Annotated in this window: 15 protein-coding genes and 1 pseudogene; 7 read left to right on the top strand and 9 right to left on the bottom strand. The window is 56.1% G+C overall.

Translation table 11 applies throughout. The features are described 5' to 3' along the window. Nucleotides 1–21: 21 nt before the first annotated feature. Nucleotides 22–2,397 carry a penicillin-binding protein 1A gene (locus EDC30_RS07650; protein WP_243656693.1) on the bottom strand — a complete coding sequence of 792 codons (2,376 nt, stop codon included), beginning with the start codon at nt 2,395–2,397 and terminating at the stop codon, nt 22–24. 321 nt (nt 2,398–2,718) lie between these two features. Between EDC30_RS07650 and EDC30_RS07645 the strand changes: the two genes are divergently transcribed. The 7 genes and pseudogenes from EDC30_RS07645 to EDC30_RS07615 all read left to right on the top strand — a co-directional run bounded on the left by EDC30_RS07645 (nt 2,719) and on the right by EDC30_RS07615 (nt 10,679). Then, nucleotides 2,719–3,798, top strand: coding sequence for a pilus assembly protein PilM (locus tag EDC30_RS07645; RefSeq protein ID WP_132258241.1), 1,080 nt, complete (start codon nt 2,719–2,721; stop codon nt 3,796–3,798). Continuing rightward, complete coding sequence (locus tag EDC30_RS07640; RefSeq protein ID WP_132258240.1) at nt 3,798–4,427, top strand: PilN domain-containing protein; 630 nt, start codon at nt 3,798–3,800, stop codon at nt 4,425–4,427. Before EDC30_RS07645 ends, EDC30_RS07640 begins: the two co-directional genes overlap by 1 nt. 13 nt (nt 4,428–4,440) lie before the next feature. After that, complete coding sequence (locus EDC30_RS07635; RefSeq protein ID WP_132258239.1) at nt 4,441–5,103, top strand: type IV pilus inner membrane component PilO; 663 nt, start codon at nt 4,441–4,443, stop codon at nt 5,101–5,103. Then, nucleotides 5,100–5,642, top strand: coding sequence for a pilus assembly protein PilP (locus EDC30_RS07630; protein ID WP_132258238.1), 543 nt, complete (start codon nt 5,100–5,102; stop codon nt 5,640–5,642). The genes EDC30_RS07635 and EDC30_RS07630 overlap by 4 nt, the downstream gene beginning before the upstream one ends. Next, entirely contained in the window at nt 5,639–7,789 is a 2,151-nt protein-coding gene (locus EDC30_RS07625; RefSeq protein ID WP_132258237.1) for a type IV pilus secretin PilQ, read from the top strand. Before EDC30_RS07630 ends, EDC30_RS07625 begins: the two co-directional genes overlap by 4 nt. An 80-nt stretch (nt 7,790–7,869) precedes the next feature. Next, nucleotides 7,870–9,541, top strand: a pseudogene (aroKB, locus tag EDC30_RS07620) (bifunctional shikimate kinase/3-dehydroquinate synthase AroKB). A gap of 1 nt (nt 9,542) precedes the next feature. After that, the gene (locus EDC30_RS07615) at nt 9,543–10,679 is read left to right on the top strand and encodes a deoxyguanosinetriphosphate triphosphohydrolase (RefSeq protein WP_132258236.1); all 1,137 of its coding nucleotides are present in this window, start codon (nt 9,543–9,545) and stop codon (nt 10,677–10,679) included. Between the two features lie 63 nt (nt 10,680–10,742). On the opposite strand, the gene EDC30_RS07610 is transcribed toward EDC30_RS07615, so the two are convergent. The 8 genes from EDC30_RS07610 to EDC30_RS07575 form a co-directional block, all read right to left on the bottom strand. Then, complete coding sequence (locus tag EDC30_RS07610; protein ID WP_132258235.1) at nt 10,743–11,822, bottom strand: enoyl-CoA hydratase/isomerase family protein; 1,080 nt, start codon at nt 11,820–11,822, stop codon at nt 10,743–10,745. A gap of 93 nt (nt 11,823–11,915) precedes the next feature. Beyond that, entirely contained in the window at nt 11,916–12,275 is a 360-nt protein-coding gene (hpf, locus tag EDC30_RS07605; RefSeq protein WP_132258234.1) for a ribosome hibernation-promoting factor, HPF/YfiA family, read from the bottom strand. Nucleotides 12,276–12,361: 86 nt separating this feature from the next. After that, nucleotides 12,362–13,843, bottom strand: a complete 1,482-nt coding sequence (locus EDC30_RS07600) for an RNA polymerase factor sigma-54 (RefSeq protein WP_132258233.1) — start codon at nt 13,841–13,843, stop codon at nt 12,362–12,364. A 15-nt stretch (nt 13,844–13,858) separates the two neighbouring features. Further along, entirely contained in the window at nt 13,859–14,599 is a 741-nt protein-coding gene (gene lptB / locus EDC30_RS07595) for an LPS export ABC transporter ATP-binding protein (protein ID WP_132258232.1), read from the bottom strand. 16 nt (nt 14,600–14,615) lie between these two features. After that, a complete protein-coding gene (lptA, locus tag EDC30_RS07590) occupies nt 14,616–15,164 on the bottom strand; it encodes a lipopolysaccharide transport periplasmic protein LptA (RefSeq protein ID WP_132258231.1) in 549 nt (182 codons plus the stop codon). 36 nt (nt 15,165–15,200) lie between these two features. After that, nucleotides 15,201–15,800 (bottom strand): LPS export ABC transporter periplasmic protein LptC, encoded by a 600-nt coding sequence (gene lptC, locus EDC30_RS07585; protein WP_132258230.1) that lies wholly within the window; start codon nt 15,798–15,800, stop codon nt 15,201–15,203. Then, on the bottom strand, nt 15,797–16,324 hold the full coding sequence (locus EDC30_RS07580) for a KdsC family phosphatase (RefSeq protein WP_132258229.1): 528 nt from the start codon (nt 16,322–16,324) through the stop codon (nt 15,797–15,799). The genes lptC and EDC30_RS07580 overlap by 4 nt, the downstream gene beginning before the upstream one ends. Then, nucleotides 16,324–17,352, bottom strand: coding sequence for a KpsF/GutQ family sugar-phosphate isomerase (locus tag EDC30_RS07575; RefSeq protein WP_132258228.1), 1,029 nt, complete (start codon nt 17,350–17,352; stop codon nt 16,324–16,326). The genes EDC30_RS07580 and EDC30_RS07575 overlap by 1 nt, the downstream gene beginning before the upstream one ends. Nucleotides 17,353–17,436 lie beyond the last annotated feature (84 nt).

The raw sequence follows: 17,436 nt of genomic DNA, 5'->3' as shown, positions 1-17,436 counted from the left end.
GCCTGTATCAGGCAAGCGGCGTCAGAACAGCTGATTCTTCACTTCATCGCCAGTTTTGCCTTCCTCGGCGGAGGGAGGCGTATGCGGCGCTTCCGCTATGCCCAGATTGCGCACGCCGCTGCCCGGCGGATTTTCAGCGTAATAGAATTCGCTGCCCACCTGGATGATGCCATCCGGAATGACAGGCTCCATTACCGGCACGTCTTTCAATGCCTGTTGCATGTAGCTGACCCAGATCGGCAAGGCCAAGCCGCCGCCGGTTTCACGGTTGCCCAAGTTCTTGGGCTGGTCGAAACCAATCCAGGCAACAGCCACCACCTTGGGCTGATAACCGGCGAACCAGGCATCCACCGAATCATTGGTCGTGCCGGTTTTGCCTGCCAAATCCGGACGTTTCAATGCCAGTGCCTTGGTCGCCGTGCCGGATTTGACGACATCTTTCATCATGCTATCCATCAGGAAGGCATTGCGCGCATCGAGAACGCGATGGGATTCATCGCCGGCACGGTCCGGCGTGGCTTGCGTCAATACCCTGCCGGTGCTATCGGTTACCTTGGAAATCAGGTATGGACTGACCTTGTAACCGCCGTTGGCAAACACCGCATAGGCGCTTGCCATCTGCAGCGGCGTGACATTACCTGCGCCGAGCGCCAGGGTGAGATAGGGCGGATTTTTCTCCGCATCGAAACCGAAGCGCGTTACAAATTCCTGGCCATAGCGGGCGCCGATCTTGTGCAGGATGCGGATCGAGATCATGTTTTTCGACTTGGCCAGGCCGCGGCGCATGGTCATCGGCCCATCGTACTTGCCGTCATAGTTCTTCGGTTCCCAGGCTTGTCCACCGGTCTGGCCGGCATTGAAGCTGATCGGCGAGTCATTGATGACGGTCCCCGGCGACAAGCCTTTTTCCAGCGAGGCGGAATAGATAAACGGCTTGAATGAGGAGCCCGGCTGACGCCAGGCCTGGGTCACGTGGTTGAATTTGTTGCGGTTGAAGTCGAAACCGCCGACCAGGGCGCGGATGGCGCCATCTTCGGTATTGGCAGCGATGAAAGCGGATTCAACTTCCGGCATTTGCGTGATATGCCAAGTCTTGCCCTCCTGCGTGACGCGCACAATGGCGCCACGGCGGATGCGCTTGTTGGGCGGGGTTTTCTCGCTGAATCCGCTGGCGGCAAATGTCAGGCCGGCTGCAGGGATCTCGATTTCCTCGCCCGAAGCGAGCATGGCGCGCACGCGTTTGGGATCGGCTTCCAGCACCACGGCAGCGACGATATCGTCGCTATCCGGATGTTCGGCCAATTCTACTTCGATGGCATTGTCGGCTTCTTCCTTATTGGCCGGAATTTCCATGTAGCCTTCCGGGCCACGATAACCATGGCGCTTGACGTAATCCATTACGCCACGGCGCAATGCCAGATACGCGGCATCCTGGTCAGCCTTGGTAATGGTCGTGAAAACGTTCAAGCCGCGCGTATAGGTGTCTTCCTTGAACTGGTCGTACACCATCTGGCGCGCCATTTCGGCCACATATTCAGCATGGATGCCGAAGGCGCCGCTGTCGGTCTTTACCTTCAGGGATTCATTGCGGGCCTGCTCGTATTGTTCCGCCGTGATATAGCCAAGATCGTACATCCGCTGAATGATGTATTGCTGCCGTACCTTGGCGCGCTTGGGATTGGCGACCGGATTGTAAGCCGACGGCGCCTTGGGCAAGCCGGCCAGCATGGCTGCCTCGGCGACGGAAAGTTGATTGAGCTTCTTGCCGAAATAGATTTGCGCGGCGGAGGCAAAGCCATAGGCGCGCTGCCCCAGATAAATCTGGTTCATATAGATTTCGAGAATCTGGTCCTTGGACAGATTCTGTTCAATTTTCCACGCCAGCAGCATTTCATACACCTTGCGCTTGACGGTCTGCTCGCTCGACAGGAAGAAGTTGCGCGCCACCTGCTGCGTGATCGTGGAAGCCCCCTGCTTGCTGCCGCCGGTGACATTGTGAAGGGCAGCGCGCACGATACCCAGATAATCCACGCCGCTGTGCTCGTAAAAACGGTCATCCTCGATCGCCAGCACGGCTTTTTTCATAATGTCAGGAATGTCCTTGACCCGCACCATGCTGCGTCGTTCTTCGCCGAATTCACCAATCAACACGTTATCCGCCGAAAAAATCCGCAAAGGAATCTTCGGGCGGTAATCCATCAGGGTAGTAAGAGCGGGAAGGTTGGGATAAGCCATTGCCAAAATGAAGGCTATGACCAGGACTCCCGCCAACGCCAAGGCGGCTACCGTACCAACCGCGCCGGCTAGCAAACGCAGTATGACGACAGGGATGGAGCGACGTCGCGCAGGGGCAGATTCAGGCTGGCGGGTATCGTCAGCAGAAGGATCAGGCATCATGCAAGATTTATATAGGAAACGTTGTCCGGCCCATTATAAACGCCTGTGAACGTGGAAATATAAGTGCCTCTATGAAAGCCACGAAAAGGAATTAGTAGGCTTAGCTACGTGGGGTTTTGGCAACGGATTTGTAAATTCCTAGAAGGAAATTTCTTTACACCCAAGGAATCTTATTGCTAGGATTTAATGTAACCTTTGACAAAATTCGTCTAAACACTGGTTTTTAAACAATATTTTCCGTACGCAATTCGACTCGTCTATTAGGCATGTGATTGGGCGAACAGTTCAAAACAAGAGTGCATTTTCAGGGGAGACCTGGCCTTGGCCCTAGATCTTGGTTCCTTATTCGGTAAAGCAAATTCGCCGTTGGTCGGCCTGGATATCAGTACTTCGGGTGTAAAACTCGTCGAACTATCGCAAGCTGGCAAAAATGAATTGCGCCTGGAGCGTTTCGCTTCAGAGCCCTTGCCGCGTGGCGCGGTTGTCGATGGCAACATTGAAAACATCGAGCAGGTTTCGGATGCGGTGCGCCGCGTCTGGAAAAAGAGTGGCACGAAAGCCAAGCATGTAGCGCTCGGTATGCCGCCCGCCTCGGTGATTACCAAGAAAATCATCCTGCCGGGTGGTTTGCTTGAGGAAGAACTGGAAATCCAGGTCGAGACGGAAGCCAGTCAATACATTCCTTTTGCCTTGGATGAGGTGAGCCTCGATTTCGACGTATGCGGCCCGGCACAAAACTCGCCGGAAGACGTGGAAGTCCTGCTGGCCGCAACCCGCAAGGAAAAGGTCGAAGACCGCGTCGCGGTGGCTGAGGCGGCAGGATTGAAGCCGGTGGTCATGGATATTGAATCCTATGCTGCCCGTTTTGCAGTCGACCGCTTGATCACGCAGTTGCCCGGCGGTGGGAAAGGCCAGATCGTGGCATTGCTGCAGATCGGCACGCAGGTGACCCATATCTCGGTGCTGCTGGACGGCGAAACCATTTACGAGCGCGAGCAGCCTTTCGGGGGCGGACAATTGACCCAGGATATCGTGCGCGCTTACGGCTTGTCGCACGAAGAAGCCGAAACGAAAAAGAGAAACGGCGATTTGCCCGAAGGGTATGAGCAGGAATTGCTCGAGCCATTCCTTGAAAACGCCGCCGTGGAAGTGACACGCGCCGTGCAATTCTTCTTTACTTCGACGCCCTACACGCGCATCGACCAGATCTTCCTGGCAGGCGGCTGCGCGTCGATTCCGGGATTGGTGGACATTGTCGCTGACCGCACCAAGATTTCCGCGTCGGTCGTCAGTCCATTCAAGGGGATGCAGCTGGCATCCACCGTTCGGGAAAAACAATTGCGACTGGAAGCGCCCGCATACCTGGTGGCTTGTGGTCTGGCCATGCGGAGGTTCGACTGATGGTTAAGATAAACCTGCTTCCTCATCGCGAGGAAAAGCGCAAGCAGCGCAAGGCCGCTTTCGTCGCCTTGCTGGGTGCGGCGGCTGTCGTCGGTGCCGTTGTGGTGCTGGCGGTCGGCGGCATTATCGCCGCACAAATTTCCAGCCAAACCCAGCGCAATGAATTCATCAAGGCTGAAAACGCCAAGCTGGATGTGCAGATCAAGGAAATTGCCAGCCTGCGCGAAGAAATCGAGGCATTGAAAGCTCGCCAGCAAGCGGTCGAAGATTTGCAAAGCGATCGCAACCAGCCGGTCTACCTGATGGATGAGCTGGTCAAGCAAGTGCCGGAGGGCGTGTACCTGAAATCATTCAAGCAGGAAGGACAGCGTATCGCCCTGAATGGCTATGCGCAATCCAATGAGCGCGTGTCGGAATTGCTGCGCAATTTGAGCAACAACTCGCCCTGGCTTGAAAAGCCGGACCTGATCGAGATTCGCTCCACTGGAATTGGCCAGGGACGTAGCGCGAAAAAGGTCTTCGACTTCACTATCAACGTCGGCATCAAACGGCCGCGCGATCAAGAGCCGCAACAGCAAGCAGCCGCGGGCCAAGTCGCTGCGGCACCGGTTGCTTCAAAAGCACCATAACAGGAATAGCGCCATGGCAGATTTGAAAAATTTCAGCGAATCGCTGTCCGCCCAGTTCCGCGGTCTGGAAGGTCGCCATCCCGGCTTGTGGCCGATTGCGCCACGCTTGTTATGCGCGCTGGGCGTGCTGGCACTGGTGGCATTTCTCGGCTGGTACCTGTATTGGAGTCCGCAACTGGAAGAGCTGGAAGCTGGCAGGAAGGAAGAAGTCAAGCTGAAGGAGGCCTACCAGGATAAGGTCAAGCAGGCGATCAACCTGGACGCTTTGCGTAAGCAAAAAGAACAGGTTGGCGAGTATGTCGCCACCCTGGAAAAGCAATTGCCCAGCAAGGCCGAAATGGATGCGCTGCTCTCCGATATCAACCAGGCCGGCCTGGGTCGTGGCTTGCAATTTGAATTGTTCAAGCCGGGCCAGGTCGTGGTGAAAAACTACTATGCGGAATTGCCGATCAATATCAGGGTAACGGGTAACTACCATGATGTAGGCGCATTCAGTAGCGATATCGCCAACCTGCCGCGTATCGTGACCTTGAATAACTTGAGTCTGTCCAGTTCCAAAGAAGGTGGAACACTGAGCCTGGAAGCGGTAGCGAAAACCTTCCGCTATCTCGACCGCGAAGAAGTCGAGGCCCAACGTAAGGCAGCTGGAGCCAAAAAGAAGGGAGGCAAAAAATGATCAAGCCTCAATTTTACTATGCTGGATTGCTCGTCGCTGCAAGCGTGGTCTTAAGCGGCTGTGATAATGGCGACAACCAGGAAGTTCGCCAATGGATGGATGAAGTCCGCCAGCAAACCAGGGTGAACGTGCCCAAGCTGTCCGAGCCGAAAAAATTCTTGCCGTTTAATTACACGGCAAAGGATAGCGTCGATCCTTACAATCCCAGCAAACTGGAAATTGCGCTTGCCAAAGCCAAGGCCAATTCCAGCAGCGTATTGCAGCCGGATATGGATCGTCGTCGTGAGCCGCTGGAAAGCTATCCGCTGGACACCTTGCGCATGGTGGGCACCTTGCAAAAGCCAGGCATCAACTTTGCCCTGGTCCAGGCAGACAAGACGGTGTATCACCTCAAAGTGGGGAATTACATTGGCCAGAATTTCGGCATGATCACCAATATCACCGAAAACGAAGTTGAGTTGAAAGAAATCGTCCAAGATGCGTCCGGCGAATGGGTCGAACGTCAAGCCAAGTTAGAGTTGCAGGAGAATAAAAAATGAATGCGTTAAAAAGACAGTTCGAGCATGCGGGCGCGATCAAACGTAAGGCATGGCAGCTTTTGACTCTGGCCGTTCTTGGCAGTGTTTGTGCGCTGGCCAATGCCCAGGAAAATGCCATTGAGTCGATTACTGCCAATCAGCAGGGCGCCAATGTCATCGTCAAGGTCAAAATGAAAAATCCGGTCAGCAAGCCGCCGATCGGTTTTTCCATTACCAATCCGGCGCGCATCGCGCTGGATTTTCCGGCAACCGCCAATGAAACCGGCGTGTCGAGCCAGAATATCAGCCTGGGCGATGTGCGCAATGTGAACGTGGTCCAGGCCGGTGAGCGTTCTCGCCTGGTATTCAACCTGCAGCGACCATTGAACTATGCGACTGCGGTGGAAGGTAATGCCGTCGTGGTAACGATTGACGGTTCCGGCGGCGTGGCCACAGCAGTGAACATGGCCGGCAAGCCCGTGGCAATGGCTACATCGGCTGCACCCAGTGCGAGCAAGTCGTCGTTGCTGGATATCGATTTTCGTCGCGGCAGCGCCGGCGAAGGGCGTGTCGTCGTCAATTTGCCGAGCAATCAAGTGGGTGTGGATGTGCGCCAGCAGGGACAGACTATCGTCGTGGATTTCCTGAAGACGCGCTTGCCGGATGTGCTGCGCCGTCGTATGGATGTCACGGATTTCGGCACGCCGGTGCAGTCGGTAGTGGCAACCCCGCAGGGCGAAAATGTCCGCATGGTGATTGCCGCCAAAGGGATGTGGGAACACAGCGCCTATCAAAGCGACACCCAGCTCGTCGTCGAAGTCAAGCCGATCAAGGAAGACCCGAACAAGCTCACGCAAGGTACGCAAGGCTATCGCGGCGAACGCTTGTCGCTCAACTTCCAGAACGTTGAAGTTCGCGCAGTGCTGCAAGTTATCGCAGACTTTACCGGCCTGAATATCATCACCAGCGATACGGTGACGGGCAACCTGACCTTGCGCCTGAAAGATGTGCCATGGGATCAGGCGCTGGATATCGTCATGCAGGCTAAAGGCCTCGACATGCGCAAGAATGGTACGGTGCTGTGGATTGCGCCGAAGGATGAACTGCTGACCAAGGAAAAGCTGGAGCTGGAACAGAAGGCGCAGATTGCTGAACTGGAGCCGGTGAAAACTGAAATTTTCCAGTTGAATTATCAAAAGGCAGAATCGTTCAAGCAGGTGTTTGCCCTGGATGGTGGAAGCGGGGCGAACAACAACCGTATTTTGTCCAAACGCGGCAGCGCGGTGATCGATCCCCGTACCAACCAGTTATTTGTCACCGATATTCCTTCCAAATTGGAGGAAGTCCGTAAGTTAATTCAAAAGACGGACGTGGCATCCAGACAGGTATTGATCGAAGCGCGTATTGTTGAAGCCAGTGATACCTTTAGCAAGGATCTGGGTGCCAAGCTCGGATTTGGATTGCAAAGGTCGTCCCGTGGCGGCAATAACGTCGTGGAAGCTGGCGGCCAGCAAAACGCTGACGCAAGTGCGCCAGGGATTAACTTGAATAATTTGCAGACGGTGAACGGCAACAACATCAACTTGCCTGCCATTAGCCGTACGGGTAACCCTGCCGGTTCGATCGCCTTATCGCTGTTCAACGCGGCTGCGACACGATTTATCAGCCTGGAACTGTCTGCATTGGAAGCGGACGGCAAGGGCAAGATTATTTCCAGCCCACGTATCGTTACAGCCGATCAGTTAAAGGCATTGATTGAACAGGGTACGGAATTGCCTTATCAGCAAGCCACCAGCAGCGGTGCAACTTCTGTTGCCTTTAAAAAGGCCAATCTGAAGCTGGAAGTCACGCCGCAAATTACGCCTGACGGCAATGTGATTCTGGACGTCGATGTTACCAAGGATAGTCCTGGCCAAAATACCAATGCCGGCCCGGCAATTAATACCAAACATGTACAGACAAAAGTCATGGTTGACAATGGCGGGACGATTGTACTCGGCGGTATTTATACCCAGGAAGAACGGAAAGAGATCTCGAAAGTCCCCTTGTTAGGCGACATTCCGGTGGTAGGCAACCTGTTTAAAAACACTAGCCAAGTCAACGACAAGACCGAACTCCTGATTTTCCTGACGCCGAAGATCCTGAACGATAAGTTGACCGTACGCTGACGTCACATTAAACAAATCAGTGGCTGGACTCGCATAAATAAAGGAAAAACAATAGAATTGCGAGTTCAGACCTGATTTGTATGACTAGAAACATTATCCTCGTTGGCCTGATGGGCGCAGGCAAGACCACGGTTGGCCGTGCGCTCGCCAAGAAACTCAATCGGCCTTTTATCGATTCCGACCATGAAATAGAGGCGCGTACCGGCGCCTCTATTCCTTTGATTTTTGAAATAGAAGGGGAGGAAGGCTTTCGCCAGCGCGAAGCCGAAGTGATCCGCGATCTAACCTCGCAGCAAGGTATTGTCCTTGCCACGGGTGGCGGGGCCATCCTTAGAGAAGAAAACCGGCAATGCCTGAAGGCCGGCGGCGTGGTCATTTACTTGCGCGCCAGCGTTAGCAACATTTTGCAGCGCACGAGTCATGACAAGAGCAGGCCGCTTCTGCAGACTGCCGATCCGCGTCAACGACTGGAAGAACTGTCGCGCATCCGTGAGCCCTTCTACCTGGAAGTGGCGGACATGGTCGTCGAAACGGGCCGTCCTAACGTACAATCGCTGGTGCAAACCATTCTGATCGAGCTTGAGCGCTTGCCCGGAATGTCAACGTTGCAAGCCGCTCCGGACGCCTGAGCCCATTTCATTTACCAAAGCTATGCCCACCCTTACTCTCGCTCCCTTTGACCTGCAAGTCGACCTCGGCGAGCGCGCTTATCCCATCACGATTGGCCAATCCTTGCTGGACGATGCCGGTTTGGTCGCGCGCCACATTCCTGGCCGCCGCGTAGCGATCGTTACCAACACCACCGTGGCGCCCTTGTACCTCGAGCGCCTGACCAGCTCGCTAAAAGCCACCGGCAAGCAAGTTACTCCAGTGATCCTGCCGGACGGAGAGGAAGAGAAAAACTGGGAAAACCTGATGCGGATCTTCGACGTCTTATTGGCGGAAAAATGCGATCGCAAGACCACGCTGGTGGCGCTGGGCGGCGGCGTGATAGGCGACATGACCGGATTCGCGGCCGCCACGTATATGCGCGGCGTGCCGTTCGTTCAGGTGCCGACAACTTTGCTGGCACAAGTGGATTCCTCGGTCGGTGGCAAGACTGGCATCAACCATCCCCTGGGCAAGAACATGATCGGTGCGTTCTATCAGCCTCAGGCGGTCATTGCCGATACGCTGACCCTGGATACTTTGCCGCCGCAGGAATTGTCGGCGGGCCTTGCCGAAGTCATCAAGCACGGCGCCATCATCGATGCCGAGTTCTTCAACTGGATCGAGACGAATATCGACAAGCTGATGGCGCGCGACGCCGGTGCGCTGGCGCATGCGATCAAGCGTTCCTGCGAAATCAAGGCCGACGTCGTACGCCAGGATGAACGCGAAGGCGGATTGCGGGCCATTCTCAACTTCGGCCATACCTTCGGCCACGCCATTGAGGCCGGCCTGGGCTTTGGCACGTGGCTGCATGGCGAGGCAGTCGGTTGCGGCATCGTGATGGCGGCAGAACTTTCGCGCCGCCTGGGCTACATCGATGCTTCCGCCAAAGCGCGCATCACGGCGCTGGTGCAGGCTGCCGGCTTGCCGACCGTGGCGCCGGATCTGGGCGCCGAGCGCTGGATCGAACTGATGCAAGTCGATAAGAAAAACGAAGGCGGGCAGATCAAGTTCATTCTCCTGAAGCCGCTGGGCACCGCGGTGATCACGACAGTGCCACAGCCGGTACTGATCGATACCATTCAATCCTGCGTCGGCTGACATGGACCTCGAAGCCTACCTCGCTCCCCATGCAGCCCGTTCTGCCGTATCGCGAGGCAGGCGATTTGCCGAGGCGCCGGTCAGTTCTCGCACGGAATTCCAGCGCGATCGCGACCGCATCGTTCATTCGACCGCCTTCCGCCGGCTTGAATATAAAACCCAGGTCTTCGTCAACCATGAGGGGGACCTCTTCAGGACGCGCCTGACGCATAGTATCGAGGTGGCGCAAATCGCCCGCTCGATTGCGCGCAATCTGCGCTTGAACGAAGACCTGGTGGAAGCCATCTCGCTGGCGCACGACCTCGGCCACACCCCCTTCGGTCATGCCGGCCAGGACGCCTTGAACGCCTGCATGGAGCACTATGGCGGCTTCGAGCATAACCTGCAAAGCCTGCGCGTGGTCGACAAGCTGGAAGAGCGTTACGGCGCCTTCGATGGCCTGAACCTGATGTTCGAAACGCGCGAAGGCATACTCAAGCATTGTTCCATTCCCAACGCTAAATTGCTTGGCGATGTCGGCCAGCGCTTCATCGATAAGAAGCAGCCGACGCTGGAAGCACAACTGGCCAACCTGGCCGACGAGATCGCCTATAACAATCACGATATCGATGACGGCTTGCGTTCCGGACTGCTCTCCATCGAGCAGTTGAATGAGGTCGATTTCTTCTCCCGTCATCGCGCCGAGGCGGAAGCGGCGTATCCCGGCATCAGCGGGCGGCGCATGATCAATGAAACGGTGCGTCGCATGATCAATACGCTGGTCACCGACCTTATCCGCACATCGGAAGCGAAGATCCGCGATGCCGGCGTGCAGAGCCTGGAAGACGTGCGTAATGCACCGGCGCTCATCAGTTTTTCCGATGCCATGCGCCAGGAAGAAAATCTGCTCAAGCGCTTCCTTCGCGAAAACCTGTACCGGCACTATCAGGTTAATCGCATGACCAGCAAGGCGCGCCGCATCGTGCGCGAACTGTTCGACGCCTTCATGGCCGAGCCGCGCCTGCTCGCTCCGGATTATCAAGTGGCGGATGGCGACACGATGCGCCAGGCGCGCAAGGTCGCCGACTATATCGCCGGGATGACTGACCGTTACGCCATGCGCGAGCATCGCCGGCTGTTCCTGATCGACGAGATATAGCGCTGTGCCTCGGCTTAGCCAGCCTGGCGAGCCGAATCTATTCTAATAACTACAGTACGGCGCCTACAACCAGTTGCGTAAGGGGTGCGCATGGTCAGGCCAGACCGGCTGGAAGAACTCTTCCACCATTTCCGGCGCGACGTCGTCCAGCGCGGCCGGCGACCAGGTCGGGCGCATGTCTTTATCAATGACCGTCGCGCGGATGCCTTCCAGCGCTTCGCCACCCATGAAGCAATGGCGCATCATCGACCGCTCCATCCGCAGGCATTCTTCGATGCTCATGTGCGCACCGCGCCGCAATTCCTGCAAAGTCACGACCAGCATCAAGGGGGAGCGCTTCTTCATGACGCTCAAGGTGTCTTGCGTAAATGGCGAAGGATCAGATTCCAGTGATGCCATGATGGATGCCACGTCGTCGAATGCAAAGTGACGGTCAATTACTTCCCGCTGCAATGCAAGCTGGCTGGGGTCACATTCGAATGATGCAGCGAATTCGCGCGCACGCGCGGGCAAATCGCCGCCGCCAGACGACTGCAGCATGGACTTGAGCGTCGGCAGCTCTGCCGAGGGGATGTACATGTCTGCCAAGCCCAGATGCAAGGCGTCGGCGGCGCCAATCGCATTGGCAGTCAACGCCAGCCAGGTGCCGAGCTGGCCCGGACAGTGCGAGAGAAAATAGCTGCCGCCGATATCCGGGAACAGACCAATGTTCACCTCCGGCATGGCCATCTTGGTGCGCTCCGTCGCAATGCGCAGGCGGCCGGCGGCATGGCACTGTGCAATGCCCATGCCGCCGCCCATCACGATGCCATCCATGACGGCGATATAAGGCTTGGGATAGTGATGAATCAGCTGATTGAGCAAATACTCTTCCGTAAAAAAGTCTTCAATCAGTGCGCTGCCTTGCTGTGGCGTTGATTTGCCTAACTCATAAAAAAAACGGATATCGCCGCCTGCGCAAAAAGCCTTGCTGCTATTGCTCTCGATAAGAACGCCGTCAATCGCATCATCATCGCGCCAGGCCAGCAAGGCTTGGGTAATGGACCGAATCATTTCCAGTGACAGGGAATTCAAGGCCTGCGGCCGGTTGAGTGTGATAACACCAAGGCGATTGCGGATTTCAAGCAGAATCAGGTCAGTCATGTTCGAGGCAGATAAACGTGGCAAATGTTCGTGAAAAATAAAAAGGGCGCCCAGTTTGCGCCCTGACTACAGTCGATGAATCCGTACGATGGCTTATTGCGCCGGCAGGTTCGTTTCCATTGTCGCCGACATGTGCTTGAGCGCCTCATGTTGGTGATTTTGGACCTTGCCCTTGTGTTTGAGGACCTGGCGGTCCAGTTTGTCGACCATCAGATCAATGGCCGCATACATGTCCTGGGCAATTGCCTGCACGTGGACATAATTGCCTCGCATGTGCAAGGTGATTTCTGCTTGCTGGCGTTTTTCCTTCTCCGTGAGATTGTCGACAGTCAGAATAACCGCGGCATCAATGACATTGTCGAAGTGGCGCCGGATACGCTCCAGCTTTGAATTCACGTAATCCCTGAGAGCGGGAGTCAGTTCGAGGTGATGTCCACTGATGGTCAGATTCATACAGCGCTCCTTATAAAGGTCACTGGCGGTTCCGCCGACAACGAGATGGTCGGAAGGAACACAGCAACAAACACTACGCAACAAAACTACAGGGATTTGCGAAGGTTGACTGGAGGGATTTTCAGGGCTTCACGGTATTTGGCGACGGTACGTCGTGCCACCACCATTCCTTGTTCCCCCAGCATCTCCGCGATCTTGCTATCAGAGAGAGGATTCTTGGGGTCTTCTGCTCCTATGAGTTGTTTGATCAGTGCCCGTATCGCCGTCGATGAAGCTTCGCCGCCAGCCTCTGTTGCGACATGACTACCGAAGAAGTACTTTAGTTCAAACATGCCGTGCGGCGTCAGCATATATTTTTGTGTTGTAACACGAGAAATAGTGCTTTCGTGTAAACCAAGTGTATCAGCAATTTCACGTAACACAAGTGGACGCATGGCAACCGCGCCATGTGAAAAGAAATTGCGCTGCCTGTCCACAATAGCTTGGGCCACCCGCAAAATGGTATCAAAACGCTGGCGCATGTTTTTAATGAGCCATTTTGCTTCCTGCAATTGCGAGTTCAGCGACCCTTCGCCCTTGTTCTGCTTGAGTATATTGGCATATAAAGCGTTTACGCGCAGGCGCGGCATGACTTCATGGTTCAACGTCACTTGCCAGCCATTCTTGCCGCGCTTGACGATCACGTCGGGCACCACGTAGTCCGCCGAATCGCTGGCGAACGCCGCGCCCGGATGCGGATTGCATTGTCTGATGACGGCTTGTGCTTCCCGCAAATCTTCTTCATCGCAATCCAGCAGTTTTTTCAGCTTGTTGAAGTCGCGTTGAGCGAACAAGGGCAGATGCTGCTCGACGATGGTCAGTGCCATGCGTCGCGTCACCAGCGGCACTTTGGGCATGCGGCGGATTTGCAGCGACAGGCATTCGGCGGCATCGCGTGCGCCGACGCCGGCTGGCTCGAAGCTTTGCACCAGCTTCAACGCCACCCGCAATTCTTCCGGCTCGATTTCGAGTTCGGCAGGCAGGCGGGCATGGATTTCCTCGAGCGGCTCTTCCAGGTAACCATTGTTGTCCAGCGCATCAATGATCAATTCTGCCAGCGCGCGATCGCGTGGCGAGTGCATGGTCAGGCGCACCTGTTCGAGCAAGTGTTCGCGCAAAGTGACGTGATGCGCTTCCAGCTGCGGGCGGGCATTGTCATCATCCGGGCTTTTACCGGTGCGGGCGACATCGTCGAAACTCCATTCGCTTTCGCCATTGCCTGAATCGGGGGAGTCGCCGGCCTCGCCATTTTCATACGAGGCCTCGCCATCGGCAGCAGGCGCATCGTCTCCGCCGGACTTTTCCGTTGTCGCGGAGGCGGCGCCGGGCGTGATGGCGCCGTCGGCAAGCAGGCGAACTGAATGGTCGAGCGGATCGTCGATGCGTTCAAGCATCGGGTTTTCAGCAAGGATGTGTTCAAGTTCCTGCTGCAATTCCAAGGTGGACAGCTGCAGGAGCCGGATCGATTGTTGTAGCTGGGGCGTTAATGCCAGATGTTGGGAAACGCGTAGCTGAAGAGACTGTTTCATGGCAATGCGTTCTGCTTACATCCGGAAGTGTTCGCCGAGATAAACCCGGCGCACTGATTCATTGGCGATGATGTCATCCGGGCGGCCGCAGGCCAGCACGACACCCTGATTGATGATGTAGGCACGGTCGCAAATGCCCAGCGTCTCGCGCACGTTGTGATCGGTAATCAGCACGCCAATGCCGCGTTCCTTCAGAAAGCGCACGATGCGCTGGATTTCGATCACGGCGATCGGATCGACGCCGGCAAACGGCTCGTCCAGCAGCACGAAGCGCGGGTCGGTCGCGAGGGCTCGGGCGATTTCGACACGTCGCCGCTCGCCGCCTGACAACGACAAGGCCTGGCTGTCGCGCAGCTTCTCGATCTGCAGTTCCGCGAGCAACTGGTCGAGCCTGCGCTCGATTTCCGCTTTCGACAGCGGCTTGCCATTCTCTTGCTGTAATTCGAGTACGGCACGAATGTTTTCCGCGACTGTCAGCTTGCGAAATACCGAGGCTTCCTGAGGCAGATAAGACAAGCCCAGCGTGGCCCGGCGATGAATCGGCATGCGCGATACATTGACGTTATCCAGTTCGATATCGCCGGCGTCAGCCGGCACCAATCCGACAATCATATAGAACGCCGTCGTTTTGCCCGCACCGTTCGGTCCGAGCAGGCCGACGACTTCGCCGCTGCCGACTTCGAGCGACACATCGCGCAATACCTGACGCGCGCCATAGCTTTTCTGTAAACCCTTTGCAAGCAATTTGCTGCTCATTCTGGCGATCCCTGGATTATTTCTTGCTGTCGTTGCGTGGCTGGATGATAGCCTTGACTCGGCCGGCGCCGGGCTTGCTAGTGTCAGATGGTGTGTTGTTGACGGCGTAAAATTCAGTACGGTTGTCATAGGAAATGAATTCGCCTTCGACTTCATCGGTAACCTTTTTGCCTTCCAGTCGGCGCATCTTCGCCTTGGAAAAGAGTTTCGCGACATCAGCCTTGTTATCGTATTCAATGCGTTCGGCTTCGCCTTCTATCCACAAATCCTGACCGCCATCGCGCTTTTGCCGGAAACTGGCCGGTTTCCCCTGGCCTGCGTACAAGGTTGCATACTGATAGCCTGCGGCATCTTGCGTCACAACCATCTTGTGTGCCTTCATGATGAGCGTGCCGCGGGTGAGCACGACATTGCCGGTGAATACATTGACCTGGCGAACGTCGTCGTACGACATCTGGTCGGCTTCGATATTGGTTGGCTTGTCGGCATCAGCCTTTTCAGCATAGGCAAACCCTGCGACCAGCATATTGAGCGCAAACAGCGATAAGGGTATTAGTCTTTTCATGGAAAATTAGTCAGTCAATGCATTAAGGTTACGCGCTCAAGGTGCTGCCCGCGGCGGCAATACGCCATTCACCCGGCTAGTCAGGTTGAATTCGCCGGTCGCCTGATTGGCGAACATGCCGACGCCGGTCAAGACATTCACTCCCGAAATCAATTTGACCGGGCGGTTGGTTTTCATGACATCTTCGTCGGGCAATACCACCAGATGATCCGAGGTCAGTTGTATATGTTGTGACGTCGGCGATGCCGGGCGATCAATCTTTACGTTGCCAAACAATTGCACTTCGCTCATGTCGGAATTGCTCACTGCACGATCGGCGACGATCGTCGTGGTCGGGCGCTTGTCGCTCAAGCCTTTCATGACCGGGCGATTGATTTCAAACGAATCATTCTGCGGATAATGGACCATGCGCGTGCCGGATACGTGATAGCGTGCCTGCCCGGTTTTCGCCAATCTGACGAAATTGAATTGTTCGACGTAATAGTCCGGCTCCGTGCGCTTGGCCTCCGGCGTGGTGTCATCCATGCCGCGGCGAATGACGTCGAGGAGCCAGAAACTGCCGAGCGCCAGCATCATGACGATAGCCAGTATCACCCACAGGTGAAAACGATTGGCCGAGGCGCGCCTATCCTTCATGCCAGGTAGGGCGCAAGCGCCGCTTCATAATTGCCCTGCGATTGCAGGATGAAATCGCACAGTTCCCGTGCTGCGCCATTGCCTCCGGTGGCACGCGTCACGTAATGCACGCGCTTTTTCACTTCCGGATGCCCATTCGGCACGCTGGCGGCAAAGCCGACGCGTAGCAAGATGGGCAAATCGATGACGTCGTCGCCGATAAAGCCGCATGCCTCGGCCGCGATGCCGGTTTCACCGAGCAATTGCTCGAAGGCCGTGCGCTTGTCATGCACACCCTGGCGAACATGGATGATGCCCAGGTCCTTGGCGCGCTTCTCCACCAGCGTCGACTTGCGCGCGCTGATGATGGCGGTGGCAACGCCCGATTGCTGCAACAGCTTGATGCCGTGGCCATCCAACACATTGAAGGTCTTGATCACTTCGCCTTCCGGGCCGTAATGCAGGCTGCCGTCGGTAAGAACGCCGTCGACATCGAAGATCATCATGCGGATGCGCGCGGCCCGCTCGCTTGCCTGGTTGCTCATCAGATCACCTTTGCCCGCGTCAGGTCATGAATGTGCAAGGCACCGACCAGCTTGCCGTCAGCATCGGTGACGAGCAACTGATTGATGCGATGCTCTTCCATGATTTGCACAGCGTCGACGGCGAGTTGCTCGGGATGGACGGCGCGCGGATTGGCATGCATGACATCGGCAATGGCCAGCTTGCTGAAATCCTGCGTGCGTTCCAGCAGGCGGCGCAAGTCACCATCGGTAAAGACCCCGATCGGTCGGAATTGATCGTCGACGATGGCGGTCATGGCCATGCCTTTCTGGCTGATTTCCATCAGCGCAGCCGACAAGGGCACGTCGGAAGTCACGGCGGGAATCGCTTCGCCGCTGCGCATGACATCGTACACATGGGTCAGCAGGCGACGCCCCAGCGAGCCGCCCGGATGGGAGCGGGCAAAATCCTCTTCGCGGAAGCCGCGTATGTCGAGCAAGGCGACAGCCAGGGCATCGCCCAGGGCAAGCGTTGCCGTCGTGCTGGCAGTCGGCGCCAGGTTCAAGGGGCAGGCTTCCTTGTCGACCGCGACATTCAAATGCACGTTGGCCAGTTGCGCCAAGTTGGAAGTCGGCCGGCCTGTCATGGCGATCAGCTTGGCGCCCATGCGCTTAATTAAAGGCACGATTTCCAGCAGTTCGGCACTTTCTCCCGAATTGGAAATGGCGACGAAGACATCCTGCTCCGTGACCATGCCGAGGTCGCCATGCGCCGCTTCGCCGGGATGGACGAAAAATGCCGGGGTGCCGGTGGAAGCAAATGTCGCGGCAATCTTGCGGCCGATATGGCCGGACTTGCCCATGCCGGAGACGACAACGCGGCCGTTGCATTGAAGCAGCAGCTTCACGGCGTTGCTAAAGGCTTGGCTGTCTTCCCTGGCAAAGCGATGCTGCATCGCAATGAGCGCATCGGCTTCGATTTGCAGCGTTTCCTGGGCCAGTGTTACAGCGCGCGCAGCACTTTTTTCATCAAAAGATTTCGTCAAGGTTTTTTCATCGGTTACACTCATGCGAGAAGTATAAACGAAATGGCCAAGCAAAAAACCTGCCAGAAATAAACAAAATGACCACTCCGGGCAGCATCCTGCTTGCCG

Origin of the sequence: Paucimonas lemoignei (genome assembly GCF_004342585.1) — a bacterium.
GTDB classification, from domain to species: Bacteria; Pseudomonadota; Gammaproteobacteria; order Burkholderiales; family Burkholderiaceae_D; genus Paucimonas; species Paucimonas lemoignei.
This window is presented reverse-complemented; position numbering and strand designations above follow the sequence as displayed.